The organism is Micromonospora sp. WMMD729, from assembly GCF_049315225.1.
Taxonomy (GTDB): domain Bacteria; phylum Actinomycetota; class Actinomycetes; order Mycobacteriales; family Micromonosporaceae; genus Micromonospora.
Map to the genome: position 1 here is coordinate 4,950,064 of NZ_CP186059.1, position 20,463 is coordinate 4,970,526.

12 protein-coding genes and 1 pseudogene are annotated in these 20,463 nt (G+C 74.5%); 8 read left to right on the forward strand and 5 right to left on the reverse strand.

Annotation, left to right across the window (positions count from 1 at the left end; genetic code table 11):
* Positions 1 to 14 precede the first annotated feature (14 nt).
* The 4 genes from ACN263_RS22570 to ACN263_RS22585 are packed head-to-tail and all read left to right on the forward strand — an operon-like array spanning position 15 to position 9,928.
* Positions 15 to 1,802 (forward strand): non-ribosomal peptide synthetase, encoded by a 1,788-nt coding sequence (locus ACN263_RS22570; protein WP_422736342.1) that lies wholly within the window; start codon positions 15 to 17, stop codon positions 1,800 to 1,802.
* Entirely contained in the window at positions 1,799 to 2,020 is a 222-nt protein-coding gene (locus tag ACN263_RS22575; RefSeq protein WP_422736343.1) for an MbtH family protein, read from the forward strand. Before ACN263_RS22570 ends, ACN263_RS22575 begins: the two co-directional genes overlap by 4 nt.
* Position 2,021: 1 nt before the next feature.
* Positions 2,022 to 9,236 carry an amino acid adenylation domain-containing protein gene (locus ACN263_RS22580; RefSeq protein WP_422736344.1) on the forward strand — a complete coding sequence of 2,405 codons (7,215 nt, stop codon included), beginning with the start codon at positions 2,022 to 2,024 and terminating at the stop codon, positions 9,234 to 9,236.
* Positions 9,218 to 9,928 carry an aspartate/glutamate racemase family protein gene (locus ACN263_RS22585; protein ID WP_422736345.1) on the forward strand — a complete coding sequence of 237 codons (711 nt, stop codon included), beginning with the start codon at positions 9,218 to 9,220 and terminating at the stop codon, positions 9,926 to 9,928. The genes ACN263_RS22580 and ACN263_RS22585 overlap by 19 nt, the downstream gene beginning before the upstream one ends.
* Before the next feature lie 299 nt (positions 9,929 to 10,227).
* On the opposite strand, the gene ACN263_RS22590 is transcribed toward ACN263_RS22585, so the two are convergent.
* The gene (locus tag ACN263_RS22590) at positions 10,228 to 12,027 is read right to left on the reverse strand and encodes a BTAD domain-containing putative transcriptional regulator (protein WP_422736346.1); all 1,800 of its coding nucleotides are present in this window, start codon (positions 12,025 to 12,027) and stop codon (positions 10,228 to 10,230) included.
* Positions 12,028 to 12,030: 3 nt separating this feature from the next.
* Positions 12,031 to 13,701: an AMP-binding protein gene (locus tag ACN263_RS22595; protein ID WP_422736347.1), complete on the reverse strand. Its 1,671-nt coding sequence runs from the start codon at positions 13,699 to 13,701 to the stop codon at positions 12,031 to 12,033.
* A 203-nt stretch (positions 13,702 to 13,904) separates the two neighbouring features.
* On the opposite strand from ACN263_RS22595, the gene ACN263_RS22600 reads away from it, so the two are divergent.
* From ACN263_RS22600 to ACN263_RS22615, 4 genes are read left to right on the forward strand one after another with little or no spacing between them, the layout of a single operon-like run.
* Positions 13,905 to 14,792, forward strand: a complete 888-nt coding sequence (locus tag ACN263_RS22600; RefSeq protein WP_422736348.1) for an ATP-grasp domain-containing protein — start codon at positions 13,905 to 13,907, stop codon at positions 14,790 to 14,792.
* 28 nt (positions 14,793 to 14,820) lie between these two features.
* Positions 14,821 to 15,675: a family 3 encapsulin nanocompartment shell protein gene (locus ACN263_RS22605; protein WP_422736349.1), complete on the forward strand. Its 855-nt coding sequence runs from the start codon at positions 14,821 to 14,823 to the stop codon at positions 15,673 to 15,675.
* On the forward strand, positions 15,672 to 16,580 hold the full coding sequence (locus tag ACN263_RS22610; RefSeq protein WP_422736350.1) for a sulfotransferase: 909 nt from the start codon (positions 15,672 to 15,674) through the stop codon (positions 16,578 to 16,580). Before ACN263_RS22605 ends, ACN263_RS22610 begins: the two co-directional genes overlap by 4 nt.
* A 14-nt stretch (positions 16,581 to 16,594) precedes the next feature.
* Complete coding sequence (locus ACN263_RS22615; protein ID WP_422736351.1) at positions 16,595 to 17,365, forward strand: SDR family NAD(P)-dependent oxidoreductase; 771 nt, start codon at positions 16,595 to 16,597, stop codon at positions 17,363 to 17,365.
* 60 nt (positions 17,366 to 17,425) lie between these two features.
* Here ACN263_RS22615 and ACN263_RS22620 read toward each other — a convergent pair.
* From ACN263_RS22620 to ACN263_RS22630, 3 genes and pseudogenes are all read right to left on the reverse strand, one after another.
* Positions 17,426 to 18,592, reverse strand: a pseudogene (locus tag ACN263_RS22620) (MFS transporter); the annotation flags it as partial.
* Positions 18,589 to 19,569: a transketolase family protein gene (locus tag ACN263_RS22625; protein WP_422736352.1), complete on the reverse strand. Its 981-nt coding sequence runs from the start codon at positions 19,567 to 19,569 to the stop codon at positions 18,589 to 18,591. The pseudogene ACN263_RS22620 and the gene ACN263_RS22625, both read right to left, overlap by 4 nt.
* Positions 19,566 to 20,462 (reverse strand): transketolase, encoded by an 897-nt coding sequence (locus tag ACN263_RS22630; protein ID WP_422736353.1) that lies wholly within the window; start codon positions 20,460 to 20,462, stop codon positions 19,566 to 19,568. Before ACN263_RS22630 ends, ACN263_RS22625 begins: the two co-directional genes overlap by 4 nt.
* Position 20,463 lies beyond the last annotated feature (1 nt).

The following is a 20,463-nucleotide window of genomic DNA, read 5'->3' on the forward strand; positions in this document are numbered from 1 at the left end:
GGCGAGGAGGTGCCGTGACATCACTTGACGAGATGTTCGCGCGACAGGCCCACCGGACACCGTCCGCGACGGCCGTGGTGGACGACGACGGCACGCTTGACTACGCGACCCTGGACCGGCGGGTGGGCGAGCTGGCGGCCGCCCTCCGCGACGCGGGGGTACGCGCCGACCAACCCGTCGGGCTCATCCTGGACCGGTCGGCGCACATGGTGGCCGGTGTGCTGGCCGTGCTGCGTGCCGGCGGCGCGTACGTGCCGATCGAGCCGGAGACGCCCGCCGCCCGCCGGGAGGCGATCCTGACCGACGCCGCCGCCACCGTCTGCGTGGTGGGCCCGGCCCTGGTCGACGAGGTGCGCGCCACCGGCCGGACCGCCGTGGTCCCCGACGCCACCGTCACCGGCCGCGCGCCGCTGGCACCGACGTCACCGCACCCGGACCAACTCTGCGCCATCTACTACACCTCCGGCTCCACCGGCCGGCCCAAGGGCGTCGCCTGCACCCACGGCGGCTGGGCCAACCGGATGCGCTGGATGCAGGAGCGGCATCACCTCCAGCCCGGCGAGACCGTGTTGCAGAAGACGACGCTGACCTTCGACGACGCGGCGGTCGAACTGCTGTGGCCGCTCCTGCACGGCGGTCGGGTCGCCATGCTCGCCCCGGGCGCGCACCGCGACCCGCGCGCCATCATCGACGCGGCGATCCGGCACCGGGCCGTGCACCTCCAGTTCGTCCCGAGCGTGTTCGACCTCTTCCTGGAGACGCTCACCGACGCCGACGTGGCCGGGCTGACCCGCCTGCGCAGTGTGCTGTGCAGCGGCGAGGCGCTGCGTCCGGAGCTGGTGCGGCGGTTCTTCGCCCGGTTCCCGGACGGGGTCTCGCTCGACAACACCTGGGGCGCCACCGAGGTGTCGATCGACTCGACGTACCACATCTGTCGACCCGCCGACGGCCGCGCCGACGGTGCGAGCGTGCCCATCGGCCAGCCGATGACCGGTAACCGGGTGACCGTGCGGGACGCCCGCCACCAGCCGGTCCGCGCCGGCGACGTGGGCGAGCTGTGCATCGGCGGGGTCGGCCTGGCCCGGGGCTACCAGGGTGACCCGCAGCGCACCGCGGCGGCGTTCGTGCCGGACCCGGACGGCTTCGGCGCCCGGATGTACCGCACCGGCGACCGCGGCGCGCAGCGCCCGGACGGCACGCTGACCTTCGTCGACCGGGTCGACCACCAGGTCAAGATCCGGGGAGTACGGATCGAGCTCGGCGAGGTGGAGACGGCGCTGCGCGGCCACCCGGAGGTCGCCGACGCGGTGGTGCTCGCGCTCGGCACCGCCACCAGACACCTCGCCGCCTACCTGGTGCCCCGACGGGTCGACGGCATCTCGGTGGACGACGTACGCGCCCACCTGCGTACGGTGCTGACCAGCTACGCCGTGCCCACCCACCTGACCGTCCTCGATCGGCTGCCGCTGCACCCCAACGGCAAGGTGGACCGGGCGGCGCTGGCGGCGCTGCCGGCACCCGGCGCTGACGAGGGCGCCCTGGTGGCACCCCGGACGGTCACCGAGGAGACCGTCGCGGAGATCTGGTGCGCGGTGCTCGGCGTCGACCGGATCGGCGTCGATACGGACTTCTTCGCCGCCGGTGGGCACTCGCTGCTCGCCGTACGCGTGCTCAGCCGGTTGCGGCAGGCGTTCGGCCTGGACATCCCGCTGCGGCTGATCTTCGACCACCCGACGATCGCGGCGTCCGCGGCCGAGCTGGAACGGCTCGTGCTGGCGGACCTGGAGGGAGCAGCGCGGTGACGAGCGAAACCGACGAGCTGTCGTACAGCGTCGTGGTCAACCACGAGGAGCAGTACTCGATCTGGCCGGCCGACCGACCGGTGCCGGCGGGTTGGCGGGCCGAGGGCACCACCGGCAACCGGGAGGAGTGCCTCGCCCACGTCGAGCGGGTCTGGGTGGACATGCGCCCGGCCAGCCTGCGCCGGCACATGGACGGCGAGCCGGACGACGTGGCCTGACGTGTCGAGCACGGCGGAGCTGCTGGCCCAACGACTGCGCGCGGCGCGCGAGGCGAGCCGGGCGGCGTCCTCGCCGACCCGACCCCGCTGCCCCGACGACCAGTTCGTCGCCTCGCCGGGCCAGGAGTCGGTGTGGCTGGCCGACCGGTTCCTCGACGGCGCACCGGACTACAACGTGGCCGAGGTGCTGCGGGTGCACGGCCCGCTCGACGCCGCCGCGCTGCGGCTCGCGTTCGGCATCGTGATCGAGCGCCACGAGGTGCTCCGCACCAGCTACCCGGAGGTGGCCGGCCGACCCAAGCCGGTGCCGCACGAGCTGGGCGAGATCCCGGTCGCCGTGCGCACCGTCGAGGACCCGCTTTCGCGGGCCCGCGAACTGGTCCGGCAGCCCTTCGACATCGCGACCGGGCTGCCGCTGCGGGCCGAGGTGCTGACCGCGGGCGACGCCGAGTGGTACGTCGTGCTGGTCGTCCACCACATCGCGGTCGACGGCTGGTCGATGGCGCTGCTCTGGGCGGAGCTGGCGGCGGCGTACCGGGCGCTGCTGGCGGGTACCGTGCCGGCCCTGCCGGAACTGCCCGTCCGGTACGTGGACCACGCGTACCACCAGCGGGAACAGCTTCGTGGCGACCGGCTGGCCCGGCAGCTCGACTACTGGCGTACACGGCTGTCCGGACTGGCACCGCTGGACCTGCCGGCCGATCATCCCCGACCGCCGGTGTTCACCGGCCGGGGCGACCGGTACGACTTCGCGGTGCCCGACGCGCTCGCCGACGGCGTACGGGAGCTGGCCACCCGGCACGGCGTAACCCTGTTCCACGCGCTGCTGGCCGGCTTCACCGCCGTGCTGCACCGCTGGAGCGGCGGTACCGACGTCGCGGTCGGCACCCTCTTCGCCGACCGGGAGCACCCCGAGCTGGAGTCGGTCGTCGGCTTCTTCGGCACCACCGTGGTGATCCGTAACCAGGTGCTCCCGGGCCGACCGTTCGCGTCGCTGCTGCACGACGTCCGCGACGCCGTCGTGGACGCCCACGAGCACCGCGACGTGCCCTTCGAACGGCTGGTCGAGGAGCTGAGTCCGACCCGGGACCTGTCCCGCAATCCGCTGTTCCAGGCCATGTTCACCGTGCAGGACGAGGAGACCGCGCCGTTCGAGCTGCCCGGCTGCGTGGTCGAGCCGGTGCCGGTCGACACCGGCACGGTCAAGTTCGACGTCGAGCTGGTGCTGACCCGCCGGGACGGCCGGTTGCGCGGCTTCGTCGAGTACGCCACCGACGTGTTCGAGCCGGCCACGGTGGCGCGCCTGGTCGACAGCTACCTGTCCCTGCTGGCCGACGCGGTGGCCCGTCCGGGCAGTCCGGTCGGCGCGCTGGCGGTGCTGCCGCCCGACGAGCACGCCCGGATCGTCGGCCGATGGAACGACACCGCCGCCGCGTACCCGCACGACGAGCTGCTCTCGGACCTGATCGGCGCGCAGGCCGGACGATCCCCCGACGCGGTCGCCGTCCGGTGCGACGACGCCGAGCTGACCTACGGCGAGCTGGAGCGCCGCGCCAACCGCCTCGCCCACCTGCTCGTCGACCACGGCATCGGCCCCGACGTCACAGTGGGCGTCTGCCTGGACCGCACACCGGACCTGGTGATCGCGCTGGTCGCGGTCCTCAAGGCCGGCGGCGCGTACGTGCCGGTCGACCCGGACCACCCGGCCGAGCGGGTGCGGCACGTGCTCGCCGACAGCGCGGCCCGGCTGCTGCTGACCACCGGCGACGTGTGGGACCGGCTCGGCGCGCCGCCCGGTCCACGGCTGCTGCGCCTCGACCGCGCGGGTGACCGGCTCGCCGAACTGCCGGACACACCGCCGGTCACCACCACGACCGCCGACGACCTGGCCTACCTGATCTACACGTCGGGCTCCACCGGGCGCCCCAAGGGCGTGATGGTGCCGCACCGGGCGATCGTCAACCTCACGGTGGCGTTCGGGCGACTCTTCGAGGTGACCGACACCGACGTGGTGGCCGCCGTCGCCTCGCACGCCTTCGACCTGTCGCTGCCGGAACTGCTCAGTCCGCTCACCGTCGGCGCGACCGTGCTGCTGGCGTCGCGCCGTACGGCCACCGACGGCGGGGCGCTCGGGCAGCTGCTGACCGACGGCGGGGCCACCGTCATGCAGACCACGCCGACGATGTGGCGGATGCTCGTCGACGCCGGCTGGACCGGTGGGCCGCTCCGCGCCGGCGCGTCCGGCGAGACGGTGCCGAGCACGCTGGCCGCCGCGCTGCTCGGGCGCGTGTCCCGGTTCTGGTGCCTGTACGGGCCGACCGAGACGACGGTGTGGTGCACGGCGTACGAGGTGCACGCCGTCCGACCGGACCGACCGATGCCGATCGGCCGGCCGTTGCCCAACAACACGGTGTACGTGCTGGACCCGGCACTGCGACCGGTTCCGGTCGGGGTCGTCGGCGAGGTGTACGTCGGCGGGGTGGGGGTCAGCCGCGGGTACGCCGGGCAGCCTCGGCTGACCGCCGAACGCTACCTGCCCGATCCGTTCGGCTCCGGTGGCCGGCTCTACCGCAGCGGCGACCTGGCCCGGCTGCTCCCGGACGGGACGATCGAGTTCGTCGGCCGGGCGGACACCCAGGTGAAGGTGCGCGGCAACCGGATCGAGCTGGGCGAGGTGGAGGCCGCCCTGGCCGCCCACCCGGCGGTGGCCGCGGCGGCGGTGACCACCTGGGGCGAGGACGCCGACCGGCAGCTCGTCGGGTACGTGGTGTGGCGCGACGCGCCGCTGGCGGTGGCGACGCTGCGGGCGTACCTGCGCGACGTCCTGCCCGACGCGTTCGTGCCCAGCCTGGTGGTGGAGCTGCCGGAGCTGCCGCTCAGCCCCAACCGCAAGGTGGACCGGGCCGCGCTGCCCCCACCGGACGTACGCCCGACCCGTGCCGCGCACGTCGCGCCCCGGACCGACCTGGAGCGCCTGGTGGTGCAGACCTGGACGGCGGTGCTCGGCCGGGACGGGATCGGCGTGCGGGACGACTTCTTCCAGTTGGGTGGGCACTCGCTGCGCGCGTTGCAGGTGGCGGCCCGGCTGCGCGCGGCGACCGGGGTGGACGTGTCCCTGCGGACCCTGTTCGCCCATCCGACGGCGGCCGCCCTGGCCGCCGCACTCAGCGCCGAGGGCAGCGGTGGCGCCGGGGTCGTCAGCGGCGCCGGCCCGGCCGAGGTCACCGCCGACGCGGCACGTCCACCGCTGACCGCCCGGCCGGCCGGGGCCGCCGCCCCGCTGTCGTACGCGCAGCGTCGGCTGTGGTTCCTCGACCGCCTCAATCCCGGCGACGCCAGTTACCTGGTGCCCAGCGTGCTGCGCCTGCGCGGGGCACTGTCGACGCGGGCGTTGACCGAGGCGCTCCGCACGGTGCTGGCGCGGCACGACGCGCTGAACGCCCGGTTCGTCGCCGACGGGACCGGTGACCGGCAGATCCCCGGCCCGCCGGTCGAGGTCGTATGCACCGACCTGCCGGACGCCGGGGACGCCACGGTGCTCCGGCTCGCCGGTGCGGACGCCACCCGACCGTTCGACCTGGCCAGCGGCCCGCAGGCTCGGGCCCGGGTGATCCGGGTCGCCGACGACGACCACACGGTGGTGCTGGTGCTGCACCACGCGGCGGTGGACGGCTGGTCATTGGACGTGCTGTGGCGGGAGGTCGGCACGGCGTACGCGGCCCTCTCCGCCGGCCGGACGCCGGAGCTGCCGGACCTGCCGTTGACGTACGCCGACCACGCCTACTGGCAGCAGCGGCGCGGCCCGGCGGCGTTCGCCGACCAGCTCGACCACTGGCGGGAACGGCTCGCCGACCTGCCGCACTGCTCGCTGCCCACCGACCGGCCCCGGCCGGCCACCTGGTCGGGGCGGGGCGACCGGGTGGACTTCGCGCTGCCCGCCGACATCGCGCGGGCGGTGCGGGAGCTGGCCCGCCGGCGCGGCGCGACGACCTTCATGACCCTGCTCGCCGCCTTCCAGGTGGTGCTCGCCCGGTTCACCGGTCAGGACGACGTGGTGGTCGGCACCCCGGTGGCCGGCCGGGACGACGCCGACCTGGAGCCGGTGGTCGGCTGCTTCGTGAACACGCTGGTCCTGCGCGGCGACGTCGGTGGCGACCCGACCTTCGCCGGGCTGCTGGATCGGGTACGCCGCGCCGCCGCCACCGACTTCTCGCACCGCGACGTGCCCTTCGAACGCCTGGTGGAGGAGCTTCGGGTCGCCCGGGACCCGTCGCGCAACCCGCTGTTCCAGGTGGGTTTCCGGCCCGAGGAGCGCGACGGCGCGGCGTTGCGGCTGCCGGGGGTGGCCGTGGCGACGCTGGACCTCGGACCGGGCGGCGCGAAGTACGACCTGAACGTGTCGGTCATCGACGGTCCGCACGGCCTGCGCGGCACCGTGGAGTACGCGACCGACCTGTACGACGCGTCGACCGTCGAGGCGTTCGCCGCCGCGTACGCCCGGACGGTGCGGGCGGTGGTGGCCGAGCCGGATCGGCGGCTGTCCGAGCTGGGCCCCACGGTCGACGAGCGGCGACTGCTGGCCCGGTGGGGCGGGACCGCCGAGCCGGCGCCGGATCGGCCGTCGCTGCCGGAACTGGTGGCCGAGCAGGCGCAGCGCGCTCCGGACGCCGTCGCGGTCTGCCTGGCCGCGCCCGACGACGGTCCGCACGAGCTGACCTACGCCGAGTTGGACGGGCGGGCCAACCGGCTCGCCCGCTGGCTGCGGCGACACGGCGTCGGCCGGGACGTCGTGGTCGGCGTGGCGCTTCCCCGCTCGATCGACCTCGTGGTGGCGCTGCTCGCGGTGCTGCGTTCGGGTGGCGCGTACGTCGCGCTGGACCCGGCCGCGCCCCCCGGGCGGCTCACCCACCTGGTCGCGGACAGCGCGCCCCGGCTGATCCTGACCTGCCGCGACGCGCTGGCCCGGCGCGGGCCGGCCGCCGCCGCCGAGGGTGTCCCGACGTACCGCCTGGAAGAGGAGTGGCCGTCGGTGCTCGCCGAGCCGGCCACCGATCCCGGGCATCTGCCGCACCCCGACGACCGGGCGGCGATCTACTACACCTCCGGGTCGACCGGCGCGCCGAAGGGCGTACCGACGCCGCACCGGGGCATCACCAACTTCCTGGCGTACCTGAGCGGGCCGATCGGGTTGACCGACCGGGACGTGGTTCTCCAACTCGCGGCGATCTCCTTCGACGCGTCCATCCGGGACATCTTCGGCCCGCTGGTGGTCGGTGGGCGGGTGGTGCTGCCTCCGGACGGCGCGACGCGCGACCCGTACGCCCTGCTGGCAGCCATCGAGCGGCACCGGGTGACGGCGCTGTTGACGCTGGTGCCGCCGATGCTCACCGCGCTGGCCACCGCCGCCGGCAGCCGGCCGGGCGCGGCCGGGTCGGTACGGCTCGGCCTGGTCAGCGGCGAGGCGCTGGGCGGGCAGCACGTCCGCGCCGCCCGCCAACTCTCGCCGACCATCGCGCTGGTCAACCAGTACGGCCCGACCGAGGCCACGATGACCTCGACGTACCACGAGGTGGGTGACGAGGTCGGCGCGGTGCCGATCGGACGGCCCATCCCGTACGTGCGCTGTCACGTCCTCGGTCCGCGCGGCGAGCTGCTGCCCCCGGGCGCGCTGGGCGAGCTGTACCTGGGCTCGCCCGGGCTGGCCCGGGGCTACCAGCGGACGCCGGGCCTGACCGCGCAGCGGTTCGTCCCGGACCCGTTCGGACCGCCCGGCGGCCGGTTGTTCCGCACCGGCGACCTGGTCCGCTGGCGTGCCGACGGTCGGCTGGTCTTCCACGGTCGCCGGGACCAGCAGGTGAAGATCCGCGGCGTGCGGGTGGAGTTGGGCGAGGTCGAGGCCGCGCTGGCCGCCGGCCCGGGTGTCCACGCCGCCGCCGCGGCCGTGCACGACGGTGACCTCGTCGGGTACGTCGTGGCCGACCCCGACGTCGACCTGGGCGAGCTGCGTGACCGGCTCGCCGACCTGCTCCCCGAACAGTCGGTGCCGGCCCGGCTCCAGACGCTGGACGCGCTGCCGCTGACCCCGCACGGCAAGCTGGACCGCGCCCGGCTGCCCGCACCGGCCCCGGTGGCCGGCGCCGACGCGCTGCCGCCGCGCGACATCCTGGAGCTGGCCCTGGTACGGATCTGGGAACGGGTCCTCGGGCACGGCCCGGTCGGCGTACGCGACGACTTCTTCGCCCTCGGCGGCCACTCGCTGCGGGCGGTCGACCTCGTCGAGGCGATCCGGGTCGAGCTGGACGTCGCCGTGCCGCTCAGCGTGGTCTTCACCCACCCCACCGTGGAACGCCTCGCCGCGGTGCTCGGCAGCGCGTCGACCGCCGCGGACCGCCTGCTCGTCCCGTTGGCCGACGGGCCGGCCCCGCAGCCGCCGCTGTTCCTGGTCCACCCGCAGGGCGGCGACGTGGCCTGTTACGCGCAGCTCGCCCGAGAGCTGGCCGTCGTCTGTCCGGTGCAGGGCATCGAGGCGGTCGGTTACAACACCGACGACCCGCCGTTGGCCACCATCGAGGAGATGGCCCAGCGGTACGTCGACGAGATCCGGGCGGTGGCGCCGGACGGGCCGTACCGGCTGGCCGGCTGGTCCTTCGGCGGCAATGTGGCCTTCGAGATGGCGTACCTGCTGGAGGCGGCCGGTGAGCGGGTCGACTTCCTCGGCGTCCTGGACGCGCGGGCGTTCGGCCGGGAGGAGTTGGAGTCCTGGTTCACCGGGCGCAGCGAGCTGGAACGGTACGGGCTGATCGCCGAGCTGGCCCCGGAGCAGGTCGCGGAGCTGGCCGCCGCCGAGGAGCAGGAGGCGCTGGCCATCCTGTTGCGCGACGCGCAGCGGCGGGGCCGGGTGCCCCGGGGCGCGGACACGGCCACGCTGCGCCGGATGGTCGCGGTGTTCACCGCGAACGGCCGGGCCGCCGACCGGTACGCGCCGCGCGCCCCGATCCGCGCCCCGATCCACCTGTTCACGGCCACCGACCGGCATCCCACGCTGACCAACCCGGAGGTGAACCCGGCCAGCTGGCGGGCCCGCACCCGAGGCCCGGTCTACGTGGTGCCGGTGCCGGGCAACCACCACGACCTGGTGTACGCGCCACACGCGACCGTGCTGGCGGCCCGGATCTCCGACGCGTTGCGGGAGCGGGGTTGGACATCCGCCGACTAGGCGTGGTGGGTGGGGTGGGGCCGCTGGCCGTCGCCCACTTCTACCAACGCCTCATCCAGCTCACTCCGGCCATGGAGGACGACGAGCACCTGGAGGTGGTGCTCGTCGCCGAGCGGGTGCCCAGCCGTATCGCGTTCCTGCGGGGTGTCGGGCCCAGCCCGGTGCCGGCGCTCCTGCGGGCGGCCAAGCACCTGGAGGCCGCCGGGGTGGACGCGATGGTCATCCCGTCGGCGACCACCCACGCCTTCCGCGACGACATCGTGCGCGCGGTGACCGTACCCGTGCTGGATCTGCTGGCCGAGGTGGGCGCGGCGCTGGCCGGGCGGGGGTTCCGCCGCCCGGTGTTCCTGGCCACCGCACCGACCGCGCGGCTGCGGCTGTACGAGCCGCACCTGACTGCTGGGACTTGGCCGCTCTACCCGGGCGCGGCGGCGCAGCGCCGGGTGGACGCGCTGATCGACGGGGTGAAGCGGGGTGAGCCGGTCGAGGCGCTGCGCGCCGGCCTGGCCGCGCTGATCGCGGCCGGGCCGTGGCCGGTCGGGGCCGACTGCGTGGTGCTGGCCTGCACCGAGCTGCCCGTGATCGCTCCGCGCGCCGGCTTCGGGCCGCTGCCGCTGGTCGACGTGACCGAGGTGCTGGCGGACGCGGTGCTGGCCCGCCACCCGCTACCCGCCCGGCGTCAGACTGTCTGACAGATCGGGACGGAGGCGGCTCCCGTCCTCTGCTCTGCTTCCGTCCTCTGCTCCGCTTCCGTCCTCTGCTCTGCCCCCGTCCTCTGCCCTGCCCCCGTCCTCTGCCCTGCCCCCGTCCTCTGCCCTGCCCCCGTCCTCTGCCCTGCCCCCGTCCTTTGCTCCGCTTCCGTCCTCTGCTCCGCTTCCGTCCTTTGCTCTGCTTCAACGGACGCTACGGAAATGGCCTGTCAGTGTTGCGCCGGTGTAAGCAGAGCAAAGGATGTGCGACAGCCACCCAACCCCCACCCACGGAACGGGTCTCAGGCGGATTCGGCGGGGGCGAGTCCGGTCGGCTCGTCGCTCGCCAGCCGCTCCGCCGCATAGAGCCGGATCAGGCCGGACAGCCGGTACCGGGTCGGGTCGACTCCGACCTCGACGAGTTGGGCGTCGACCAGTTCCTCCAGGGCGTCCTCGACGGAGTGCCCCGCGCAGCCCGGCAGTCGGCCGGTGAGCGCGACCGGCAGGTCCGCGTCCGGTAGGGCGCCCAGCGACCGGAACAGCAGCCGGGCCGCCGGGGAGAGCGTCGCGTAGCTGGTGGCGAGCCGGGCCCGCACGTCGAGCCCGCCGAAGGTCAGCTCGTCGAGGCGGCGAGCCTCGTCCCGCAGCCGCCCGGCGAGCTGGGCGACCGTCCAGTGCGGCCGGGCGGCGAGCCGGGCGGCCACGATCCGCAGCGCCAGCGGGAGCCCGTCGCAGAGCCCGGCCAGCGCCGCCGCGCCGGCCGGATCGGAGGCCAGTCGGGGCCGGCCCAGCGCGGTGGCGAGCAGCCGTACCGAGTCGTCGACGCCGAGCGGGTCGAGGTGGATCAGGCGGGCCCCGGTCAGGCCGGTGAGCCGCCGCCGGCTGGTGATGAGCACGCCCGCGCCGGTGGCGCCCGGCAGCAACGGCAGCACCTGCCGCTCGTGGGTCACGTCGTCGAGCACGACGAGTACGCGTCGACCGGCGATCCGGTCCCGGTACCGCTCGGCGCGCTCGTCCAGGCCGTCCGGAAGGGCGTCGCCGGACAGGCCGAGCGCGCGCAGGAACCGCTCCAGGGCGGCCTCCGGGGGCACCGGCCGACCGTCGGCGTCGAGCAACCGCAGGTAGAGCTGCCCGTCCGGGTACTCCGGCGCGAGCGCGTGCGCGGCGCGGACCGCGAGGGTCGACTTGCCGACGCCCACCGGGCCGGAGATCGCCACCACCGGCACCGACGTCGTACCGCCGTCGCCCAGCGCGGTCCGGACCATCCGCAGGGGCTCGTCCCGCCCGGTGAGTTCGGCCGGGTCGGCGGGCAGCAGCCGGGGCACCGCCGGCGGTACCGGCACGTCGTCGGCCGGCTCGTCGGCCCGGCCGTCGGTGAGGATGGCCCGCTCCAGGCGGCGCAGCTCACCGCCGGGCTCCAACCCCAGCTCGTCGAGGAACGTCCGTCGGGCCGCCCGGTACGCGGCCAGCGCCTCGGCCGGCCGGCCGGCGCCGGAGAGCGCCCGCATGTGCTGTGCGTGCAGCCGCTCCCGCAGTGGGTGGGCGGCGAGAAGTTCCCGCAGCTCACCCACCACGTGCTGGTGCCGTCCACGGTGAAGTTCGACGTCGAGCCAGTCCTCGGTGACGGCGAGCCGCCGCTCGTCGAGCCGGGCTGCGGCGGCCCGCACCGCCGGGCTCTCCACCCCGGCCAGGGCCGACCCCCGCCACAGCGCGAGAGCCGCGCTGAGCGCTTCCGCCGCGTCGTCGAGCCGCGACTCGGCCAGCGCCTGCTGCCCGGCCAGCACCAGCCGGTCGAAGTAGTGCAGGTCCAGGTCGCCGTCGGCCACCTCGATCAGGTAACCGGGCGGGCGGGTGACGATCCGGTCCGGCAGGCCGAGGCCGGTGAGCGTCTTGCGCAGCGCCGACACGCAGATCTGCACCTGACCACGGGCGGTGGTCGGCGGGGCGTCGTCCCACAGCGCGTCGGCGAGCTGCGCCGTGGAGACCACGCAGTTCGCGTCGAGCAGCAGGGTGCCGAGCACCACCCGCTGGCGTGCCGCGGTGACCGTCAGAGTGCGCCCGGCGCCGGAGATCTCGAGAGGTCCGAGGATCCGGAAGCGCACGGGTCAGCTCCGCGCCGACGCCGCGATCTCCAGTCGCTGGCGCAGCGGATGGCGCAATGGCTTGCCGAGCGCGTTCTTGGGCAGGATCCGGACGAACTGGAGCCGGTCCGGCCAGAGCACCCGGGCGACGCCCTCGGCTTCCAGGTAGTCGTGCAGGCCGGCGAGCGTCGGGGTGTCACCGCCCCCGGGGACCACCACGGCGCAGACCAGGTCCGCCCCGGGTACGGCCGGGTCCGGGTAGCCGACCAGGACGGCCTCCACCACATGCGGGTGCCGCTGCAACACCGCCTCGATGTCGAGAGTGGACACCCGGAGGCTGTTCGCCCGGGTGATCAGGTCGACCCGCCGACCGGTGATCCGGATGCCGCCACGGCCGTCGTCCCGGGCCAGGTCACCGGTGTCGAACCAGCCGTCGTCGTCGAGCAGCGACTCGTACAGGTCGCGTTGGTTGAGGTAGCCCAGGCACTGGGAGGCGCCTCGGGCGTACAGTCGGCCGGCCTCCTCGCCGGGGTCGGTGTCGATGCGTACCTGCATCCACGGCACCGGCCGGCCGTCGCTGTGCGCCGCCCAGTCGTCCGGGTCGTCCAGCCGCGTCACCGTGACCGCGCCGTTCTCGGTCATCCCCCACAGCGCCCGCATGGGCACCCCGAACGCCTCCCGCACGTCGGCGATGAGCTGCGGCGCGATCGGGGCCGAGCCGGAGACGATCTGACGCAGCGTCGGGGTCTGCACCGGCGTACGACGCTGGGCGGCGAGCATCCCGATGACGAAGCCGGGCGCGGCGTACACGAAGGTGCCGCCGTGCCGGGCGATCAGCGCCACCATCAGCGCCATGTCGTCGCCGGAGTCCATCACCACGGCGGTGCAGCCCAGGTGGACGGGGAGGTAGACGGCGTGCGTGACCCCGGCCATGTGGGTGAGCACGCTGGGCAGCAGCACCACCTCGTCCGGGGCGAGACCGAGCGGCTCCGCCGACGCGCGGACGCACGCGTACATGGTGTTCTGGCTGTGCACGACCCCCTTCATCGGCCCGGTGGTGCCCGAGGTGTGCAGCACCAGGGCCGGTTCGTCGGGGCCGAGGGCGTCCCGACCGTCGTCCGGGAAGCGCTCCTCCCACGGGGTGTCGACGAACACCTCCTGGAAGTCGATCGCGCCGACCCGGGCGGCGTCGCCGATCACCACCCGGTGCTCCAGCGTCGGCACGTCCAGCTCGGCGAGTCGGGCGGCGTAGTCGGTGCCGGCGAAGGTGTCCAGGGTGATGCAGACCCGGGCCCCGGTCGACTCCAGCACCTGACGCAGCTCCCGGGTGCTCAGCATCGGGAAGCCCGGCGAGCTGACCGCCCCGATCTGGTTGCAGGCCAGGTAGAGCGGGGTGAGCACCCAGCGGTTCGGCAGGTAGATCATCACCACGTCGCCCCGGCCGACGCCGAGCGACCGCAGCGCGCCGGCGAACCGGGCGACCATGGTGGCCAGCTCCGCGTACGTCAGCGTGCGCGCGTGCTCGCCGCCCTCGTACGTGATGATGGCCGGGTGGTCCGGGCGGTCGCGTGCCGCCACGGCGAGGTCGTCGAGGAACGTCTCCGACCGCCACCAACCCGCCGCGACGTACTCCTCGGCCCGCTGCTTGTCGACAGGTGCCAATGAATCCCACATGTTCGGTCGCCTCCCGGCCATGCCCCGTCACGTCCACATGAGATGTGTCTGCCGGCGAAGCTACCACCCGGATCCGCCGCTGTCGCGTCCACAAAATGGCGGTTACACAGAGCAAACCCGCAGCTAGCGAGCATCATCCAGTGACCTTGACAAATGATCAGACATGGACGACTCTCACCAGAGTCATAGATGCCTGTCGGGGTGCGCGGAAGCGTGGAGGTGTCATGAGGATCGGTGTTCTTGCCTGGGATCACGGCGAGGAGGACGACGACTCGCCGGTCATCGCCGAGCTGGGCCGCGAGCGCGGCCACGACACCTCCCTGTTCACCGTCGAGGAGATCGACGTGGCGGCGGCACCGGGCGGCGGCCCGGAGGTCATGTTCAACGGCGAGCTGGGGCGCTCCTTCGACGCGGTCATCTCCCGGGCCCAACTGCACGGCGACTGGCGCGACCGGGTGGAGCGGCTGATGCTGGCCAGCAACATCCCCGGGGTGGCGATGTTCGACCCGATCGAGGTGTGGCAGGCCGCCTACAGCAAGTTCCGGATGATGCAGGTGCTCGCCGACGCCGGTCTGCCGGTGCCACCCACCCGGGCCTGCCGGACGCCCGCCGACGTCGAGGCGGCGAGCCGGGAGTGGGGCACCGTCGTGGTGAAGCCGTCGTACGGACGCGCCGGCATCGACGTGGAGCGGATCACCAACGTCGCCGACGACCTGCCGCTGATCGAGACGCTGCTGGCCCGCTACGGAGTCCTGGTGTGCCAGCCCTACTACCCCACCCAGTACGGCGAGTACCGGCTGACCGTCTCGGGCGACACCATGCCGATGAACATGGTGAAGTATCCGGCCGTCGGGCAGTGGAAGACCCGGACCCTGCTCGGCGCCAGCTTCGAGCGGGTGGAGATCTCACCGGAGCTGCGGGACATCTCGATCCGGGCGACCCGGGCGATGGGCATCACGCTGTCCGGACTGGACATCCTGCCCACCGACGACGGTTACGTGATCCTCGAGTGCAACGCGATCCCCGGCAACCTCAACATCCTCGGCAAGGAGTCCCAGCGGCTCGCCTTCGAGGCCATGTACGAGTGGGTGGAGGCCCGTACCCCCTGCTGAACTGCCCCGCGCGACGGACGGAGTGTCGATGCAGCATGCCCTGGCCGACTACGACCTGACCGAGCACGGCCCCGGTGAACAGTTCGCCCGCGCGGTGCTCGCCGCCGAAGGTGGCGACGTCGACGTGCCGATCGCCGCGTCGCTGCCCACCCTGTTTCCGCTGGCCAAGCACCGACCCCGCTACACGGTGCGGCATCTGCTCAAGAGCGCGACGGTGTCCGAGGAGCCGGTCAGCTACGTCAGCGAGGCCCCCACCCCGGGTACCCCGGAGATCGCCGGCACCAGCTACCGGGCCAGCCCCGAGGCGACCTTCGTACCCCGGCTGGTCGAGACCAAGCTGACCGAGGTGACCGCCGCGGTGGCCGTCCCGCCGGAGCTGCTGCGCGACCCGACGCTGCTGGCCGGCTTCGTCGACTACCGGGTGCTGGTGCGCCTCGGCACCATCGAGAACGAGGTGCTGCTGCACGGCAGCGCCGACGGGGTGATCCCCGGCCTCATCGGGCTGCCCGGCGCGCGGCGGCGGGCCGCGCCCGGTGAGCTGACCGCCGAGGTGATCACCGCCGCCGGCGAGGTCGAGGAGATGGGCGGGTCGTGCGACGCGATCGTCGCCCACCCCAACCGTTACTGGGACCTGCTGGGCAGCGGGATGCTGGCCCGGCTTGGCGAGGTCGGCATCCGGGTCAGCCGAACCAGGATGATCGCGCCGGACCAGGTGCTGCTGGGCGACTTCCGGGCGGCGGTCACGCTGCTGGAGTCCGGCACGTCGCAGCTCACCCTGCGCCGGGGCGTCGGCCCGGACGGCGCCGACGTGATCAGCGCGGGTCTGCGGTTGGGCCTCGCCGTGCACCTGCCGCAGCATTTCCTGCTGCTGGACCTGCGATGAAGGTGGTCTACCTGACCGGCTGGAACCGCAGTGGCTCGACGGTGCTGGGCAACCTGCTCGGTGAGCTGCCCGGCGTCGTGCACGTCGGCGAGCTGTACTACCTGTGGCGCAACGGCGTCCTGGGCACCGGCACCAATACCTCCTGTGGCTGCGGCGAGACGCTCACCGCCTGCGCACTGTGGAGTCGCGTCGTCGACCGGGTCGCCGGGCACGACCCCAGCCGGGAGGCCCGGCGCATCGTGGGCGAGCAGCAGCGGCACGTCCGGGTCCGGCACACCCGCGTACGGCTGGCCGAGGTCGCGGGGCGGCGGCCCCGAGCGGCGGGGGTGAGGGAGGTGGCCCGCCGCATGGTCGACACGTACCGGGCGGTGGCCGAGGAGACCGGGGCCGAGGTGATCGTCGACGGCTCCAAGTACCCGGCCGAGGCGGCCGTGCTGCTCGGCGACGGCGGGCTGGACCTGCGGGTGCTGCACCTGGTCCGCGACCCGCGTGCGGTGGCCCACTCGTTCGCCCGCCCCAAGCAGTACCTGCCGCGGATGAGCGCGGCCCGCAGCACCGGGATGTGGACCGCGATGAACGTGGCCTCGGACCGGATCGGCCGCGCCGCCGGAGAGCGTTACCTGCGGCTGCGCTACGAGGACTTCGCCGCCGCGCCGTACGACGTGCTGAGCCGGGTGCTGCGCTGGGCCGACCTGCCCGGCGAGCCGCCGGTCGGGCCGGACGGGCGGGCTGTGCTGGGCGTCAACCACACGGTGACCGGCAACCCGGACCGACTGCGACAGGGCCCGACGACGATCCGACCCGACCTGGCGTGGCGGGACGCGTTGCCGACGCGCGCCGCGGCGGTCGCCACCACACTCGCCGCCCCGGTGCTGCGCCGGTACGGCTATCCGTTGCGACCGTAGGGAGGGCGACCGCCATGGATCTGGGCATCGCGGGACGGGTGGCGCTCGTCGCGGGCGCGAGCAGCGGCCTGGGCCGGGCCACGGCCCGCGCGCTCGCGGCCGAGGGCTGCGCGCTGTCGGTGGGGGCACGCGACCCCGGGCGGCTCGCCGAGGCGGCGCGGGAGCTGCGGGACGCCGGCGCCCCGGACGTGCTGGCCCGTCCGGTGGACATCACCGACGAGGCGGCGGTGGCCGACTGGGTCGCCGCGACCGTCGCGCACTTCGGCGCGCTGCACATCGTGGTCGCCAACGGCGGCGGCGCGGCCGTGGGCACGGTGGACAGCTTCGGGCTGGACGCGTACCGGCAGGCGTTGGACGCGGCGTTCCTGCCGCACGTCGGCCTCACCCTGGCGGCCCTGCCGCACCTGCGCGCGGCCGGCTGGGGGCGGGTCCTCATCGTCGCCTCGGAGACGGTCCGCCAGCCGATCCCCGAGTACGGGCTGTCCAGCGCGGTCCGGCCGGGTCTGCTCGGCTTCACCCGGGCCCTGGTGCAGGCGCTCGGGCCGGGCGACATCACGGTCAACGTGCTGGCGCCCGGCTACCACGACACCGAGGGGGTACGCGCCGAACACGGCTCAGCGGCCGACGCCCGGCTCGCGGAGATCGGCGCGGGCATCCCGCTGGGCCGGGTGGGCCGGGCCGGGGACTTCGGCGCGGTGGCCGCCTTCCTGGCCAGCGAGGCCGCCTCGTTCGTCACCGGCACCTGCCTGCTGGTCGACGGCGGTAAGACGCGCGGCATCGGTTGACCCGCCCGGGGCGTACGCGTCCATGGCGTGCAACGACCGGCCGGGCAGCGCCACGGCGACCAGCAGCAGGTACGCCCCGCCGAAGGCGGCCAGCGTGGGCACCAGCCCGACCGTGTCGACGGACCAGCCGGCCAGCAGCACGCTCAGCGGCGCGCCGCTGAGGGCGACGGCGCTGCCCAGCCCGAAGACCCGACCCCGGGCCTCCTCCGGCACGTGTTCCAGGGTGACGGTGGTGAGCAGCGGGTTGAGCGGGCCGGCCGCCAGGCCCAGCAGCAGGCAGATGCCGATCATCACGGCGGGCGGCGGGGTGGTCGCCATGGACAGCCGCAGCGCGCCGATGACCACGAAACACCCGAACATCGTGCGCCGCCGGCTGGCCAGCAGGCGGCGGCTGGCCGGGGCGTACAGGAAGGTGCCGAGTACGGCTCCGCAGCCGGACGCGGCGATCAGCCAGCCCAGGTACCGCCCGTCGCGCAGCACGTCATCCGCGTAGACCGGCAACAGCACCGGGGTGAACGCCGCGTCCAGCAGGTTGGTGACGAACACGAAGGCGGTCATCGCGGCGATCACCGGCATCCGTCGTACCAGGGTCATGCCCTCGAGAAGTTGCCGCACGAAGCCGGCGCGGCCGGTCGCCGGCGCGGCGGCCAGGGCGGGCACCCCGGCGGCGACCAGGACGGCGGCGAGCAGCAGGCCGGCCGCGTCGACGTAGAGGCCGACGGCCGCGCCGAGGGCGGCGACCAGCAGCGCGGCGAGCGGCGCGCCGACCACCAGGCCGAGCCGGGGCGCGGCCTGGTACCACGAGTTCGCGGTCTCCAGGCGTACCCCGGCCGCGGTGGCGACCGGCCGGATCAGGCTCACCCGGGCCGCGTTCGCCGGTGTGGCGACCAGGCTGCGGGCGAACAGCAGCACCAGCAGGGCGGGCAGCGGGAGTCCGACGGTGGCGTCCAGCACCGGCACCAGGCCGGTGAGCAGCCCGGCGACGGCGTCGGAGAGCACACTGACCCGCCGGCCGCCGAGCCGGTCGATCCACACGCCGCCCACCGCGCCCGCGAAGATCAGCGGGAGGGCGCCGGCGAACCCGGCGAGGCCGGTCGCCGCCGCGCTGTCCGTGCGCGCCAGCACGTACAGCGGCACGGTGACCACGGTGACCGCATTGCCGAAGGAGGACAGGTAGTGCGCGGTGAGCAGCGCCACCAGGCTCCGGCGTTCGCCCCGAGGGTTCATCGCAGCGCCGCCACCGCCCGGTCCACCACGGCGGCGGCGGTCACCCCGGCGCGTTCGAGCAGGTACCGCTGGTCGCCGGCGACGGCCACGAACCCGTCCGGTACCGCCACCCGCAGCACGCGGGTGGGCCGTCGTTCGGTCAGCGCCTCCGCGACGGCCGAGCCCAGTCCGCCGCTGGGCCAGTGCTCCTCCACCGTGACCACCGCCGGCCGGCCGGTCGCCCGGACTGCCGCGTCGATCGTCTCGACGTCGAGCGGGCGGACGGTGTGCACGTCGAGCACCGTCGCCCGCACACCGCGACGGGCCAGCTCGTCGGCCGCGCCCAGCGCGGCCAGCACCGGGTACGGGCCGCAGGCGGCCAGCACGATGTCACCACCAGTGCGCAGGTGCCGCGCCCGGCCCAGCCGGACCGGCGGGGCGTCCGGGCCGCCGGCCGTGGCGAGGGCGGCCGCCACATCCGGTGTCGCGGCGCGGCCGAGCCGCAGGTAGACCGGGCCGGGCAGTTCCAGCGACTGCCGGAACAACCGGGCGCAGGCGTCGGCGTCGGCCGGCACCACCACGGTCATGTTCGGCAGCGTACGCATGATCGCCACGTCTTCGAGGGCGTGGTGGGTCGGTCCGAGGTGACCGGCGGCCAGCCCACCGTGGGTGGCCACGATCCGCACCGGCAGGTCGTTGAAGGCGATGTCGACCTTCACCGCGTCCAGGGCGCGGGTGCTGGCGAAGGTGGCCATCGTGTTGACCATCGGGATGCGCCCGCTGCGGGCCAGACCGGCGGCGACGCCCATCAGGTTCTGCTCGGCGATGCCGAGGTTGACGTAACGCTCGGCGGCCGACCCGAAGTCCACACCGCTGAACAGCCCGGTGTCGGTGTCCAGGCAGACCAGCCGGTCGTCCGCCGCCATCAACTCGACGAGCAGGTCCCGGTAGACGTCCCGGCCGGCGCGCGGCCCGGCCGCCGGGTCCGCCGCCCTCACCGGATCCCCCGGCGTACGGCCCGCAGCGCCCGCCCGCGTTGGGTCTCGCCGAGCCGGGCGAAGTGGCTGCGCACTTGTCCCTCCACGTAGGGCAGCCCTCGGCCCTTGACGGTCCGGGCGATGACGGCCACCGGTCGGCCCGAGCCGGACGCCGTCAACGCCTCCCGCAGCGCGACCCGGTCGTGCCCGTCCACCTCGCGGACCGTCCAGCCGAACGCCCGCCACCGGTCGGCGAGCGGTTCCAGCGTGATCACGTCCTCGGTGCCGCCGCCCAGTTGCAGTCCGTTGCGGTCGATGACGGCGATCAGCCGGTCGAGCCCGAGGCTGCTCGCGGCCATCGCCGCCTCCCAGACCGAGCCCTCCTGCAACTCCCCGTCGCCGAGGACGACGACACAGCGCCGGTCACTGCCGTCGAGCCGGCCGGCGAGCGCGTGCCCGACGCCGAGCGCCAACCCGTGCCCGAGCGACCCGGTGGGCATCTCCACGCCGGGCACCGCCCGGTTGGGATGGGCCAGGAACGGCCCGCCCGCCGCGGCGTACCCGTCGAGCCACTCCACCGGAAAGTAACCCCTGGTGGCGAGCACCGCGTACAGCGCGATCGCGCCGTGGCCCTTGCTGAGCAGCAGCACGTCCCGCTCCGGCAGCTCCGGCCGGGTCGGATCGACCCGCAACACCTCGTGATAGAGCGTCACCAGGATCTCCACCAGCGACATCGACCCGCCCAGGTGTCCGCCGTCCGAGCTGGCGCACATCTGCACGATCAGCTCCCGTACGCGGACCGCGACCGCCGCCAACTCGACGGCGTCGTCGGCCTCAACAGCGGCGGCCTGGGCGGCGCTCGTGGCGGCCTGATCGCTCGCTTCGGCCACGGCGAGCCGTTCCCGGGGCGGCACG